This window comes from Arthrobacter terricola, assembly GCF_004354015.1.
In the GTDB taxonomy this organism is placed as follows: Bacteria; Actinomycetota; Actinomycetes; order Actinomycetales; family Micrococcaceae; genus Arthrobacter; species Arthrobacter terricola.
This window is the reverse complement of record NZ_SMRU01000085.1, coordinates 1-2,464: the sequence shown is the minus strand read 5'-3', so window position 1 is coordinate 2,464 and position 2,464 is coordinate 1. Positions and strand designations below refer to the sequence as shown.

The following is a 2,464-nucleotide window of genomic DNA, read 5'->3' as shown; positions in this document are numbered from 1 at the left end:
AGCGCCTTGCGGCCGAACGTCTTCAGATCGGTGCGGCTGACCAAGGGGGACTGGATGGAGCATTCGATCCGGTTGTAGAAATCCGGGTCGGCCAGCACCTCGGCCGCGGTCGAGTCCTCCAGCGGCACCTTCGGCATGCTGCGGTTCTCCGAGGAGACCACCGATGGCAGGTCGACCTGGTCGATCACCTCGGCGCCGTCCACCTCGCCGCGCAGCTTGGCCTTCACATAGCCGTTGCCGCCGTCGAATCCGCCGGTCAGCCTCGCCGCACGGGCCTCAGTCATCTGTACAGGCATGGAGTCTCTCCTTGATGTGTCTTGGTCTCGTGTGGGATGACCGGCCCGCGCCGCAGGGCGTCGGGCTGATTTCCCGGAGCGTCAATCCGGTGATTGGCCTGGTGAGCCTTTTCGTCCGAGCGGTGAAAAACACGCCAGGTAATGCCACGGTCTCCGGCGCGGCCTGGATCCCGCGGGGCTGCGCTCCGTTCCGTGTGGTGCCGCTCATGCGAGGAGATCCATGATCGCGTCGTTGGTCCTCGGGTCATCATCAACCGTCGCCGCCAACCGATGCCGGTAAAGAATGCGCCGACGAAGCAGAAACCGCCGGCTTCGCACCTGGGGGAGGGGAGTCGGGTGCGCCCACCGGGTCAGGTCCGGAAGCTCCCGGCCAAGCGGCGGGTTCACTGATCGTCACCGGTGAGCCTGCGGCGGGCTGAAGGGTCTGCGTCGCCGGCATGTGAACTGACGGCTCCGGGCCGTCCGCCGATGATCCGGGCACCCCGACCGGCTTGTTGATCACGTCGATGTAGCCGTCGCGGGCAATCGATTCGCGGATAAGCGCCCGCATTGAGCCGGATGCGTCATCCTGCAGGTCGACCCACGCGAGCGCTGATTCGTCCGCCTGCGGGATGGTGAGCCGGACGCGCCGCGGCTCAGGCTTCCTCTTCGCCGCCATGAGCAGTTCCTCCCTCGCGCCTTGCCTCCACGTTTTTCATCACGGATCCCTGGGAAGGTACTTGGTACACGAGTTCAACGATGTCACCTGCATATACCCTGCCGGCCGGGACCCCTGACGCGGTCGCGGCCTGCGCAAAGAACCTCCATGTGATGCTCTGGCAGGAGATGAAGGAGCAGTGCCGCGCCGTCCGCTGCGTTCTCTACCGGAAGGGGCTGGCCTATTCCCGCAACGATCCTGTGCCTGAGGAACTCAGGTGGGCGCGCCTGACCTACTCAACCGCCTGGTTCAGCGCCGAAGGCGACCGAAGGTTCGTGACGCCCTACGACCACAAAGCGGGCAGATTCAAAGGCCCGAGGCTCGAGATACCTCCGATGTTCGTCACCGCCTCGCCGGCCGAATGCCGGAGGATCGCGCGCGTGATCCTCGCGGGTCACGCCGGAGCCCGTGCCGACGCCGAAATCCTGAAGCTCAGAAGCGGGCTTGTCCACCTGGATGCGGCCTGAACCCTGGCCCGCGGCACATCCCTCCTCATCAATTCCCGCCGTCAACCAACGGCGACCAGCCCGATGCCGTCCGATCAACGCCACCGTCTGGAGATCCAGGCCACCATAAGAAGGAGCCAGCCAACAATGTTTGAGACTGCCACCACTGTTCCGGACGCCCTGTTCGACGCCGACCGCGCCGCCCGGTCCGATGACCCCGACGACGCACCCAGCCGGTCCGACTGGATCGTCGCAGGCACCACAGTCGTCCACTCACCGTCGTCGGAAGGCGAAGGAAGTGTCCGGAACGCGGGCTTTCGGGAGTAACGGCCCGGGGACGTTGTCACCCTGCCTCCTGGATCACGACCTGCCTCCTGGCTATTCGCCACCACTGTTCCGTTGGATGTCGCCGCCGTGCGGGCTCACCCAGCTCTGTGAAAGCCCCGTCCCAGCCCATTGAACCAGGCCGGGACGTGGCTTCTATTTTCCTCTATTGGTGCTTTCTCCGACGCGGGGAAGACGACTTCATAGGCCCGAACAGAAGCCATCACCACGATCAAGTCGAGTCGCCGCAGTGTGCTGTTCTTCGTGGCGGATCCCGGGGGTTCGGCGAGGTCCTTGGAGGTGGTCGAGCAGCGGGCGTCGCCGGGCATTTGTTCGGCAGGGTGTACGGGAATCCGGATGTGGCGGAATCTCGCAGATCTGTTAATTTCTGTAAGCGGCAAATTTAAACTGACCGGAGACGGCAAAACTGGGTGACCGTTCGCGGCAGTGGTTTTGACCAGCGGCGGCAAGCATTTTGGACAGCAGTAGGCCATAGTGTGTGGCTTGGCGTGCCGGGATTCCCCTTGTCCATTCCTCATGTCGTTACGAGGAGAGCCCCTTCCTTCCGCGGTGAAATGGCGATGCCAATCGTTGTATTTCACCCGTAACGGGAAGGAGGGGGCTCGTTATGAAGTCTCCAGGAGAGTTCATGGAAATTTTAGCTGCTTACGATCTGACCCGGTCCTACCGGGATGCCGCGA

General features: G+C 63.7%; 4 protein-coding genes. 2 read left to right on the top strand and 2 right to left on the bottom strand.

The window, feature by feature from the left end; genetic code table 11:
* On the bottom strand, nucleotides 1–296 hold a 296-nt coding region (locus E1809_RS26305; RefSeq protein WP_205754347.1), incomplete at its 3' end, for a hypothetical protein.
* 250 nt (nucleotides 297–546) lie between these two features.
* Nucleotides 547–954 carry a hypothetical protein gene (locus tag E1809_RS26300; protein ID WP_133207152.1) on the bottom strand — a complete coding sequence of 136 codons (408 nt, stop codon included), beginning with the start codon at nucleotides 952–954 and terminating at the stop codon, nucleotides 547–549.
* An 80-nt stretch (nucleotides 955–1,034) separates the two neighbouring features.
* Here E1809_RS26300 and E1809_RS26295 point away from each other — a divergent pair, with 80 nt between their 5' ends.
* Entirely contained in the window at nucleotides 1,035–1,460 is a 426-nt protein-coding gene (locus E1809_RS26295; RefSeq protein WP_133207151.1) for a hypothetical protein, read from the top strand.
* A gap of 126 nt (nucleotides 1,461–1,586) precedes the next feature.
* The gene (locus tag E1809_RS26290; protein ID WP_133207150.1) at nucleotides 1,587–1,766 is read left to right on the top strand and encodes a hypothetical protein; all 180 of its coding nucleotides are present in this window, start codon (nucleotides 1,587–1,589) and stop codon (nucleotides 1,764–1,766) included.
* Nucleotides 1,767–2,464 lie beyond the last annotated feature (698 nt).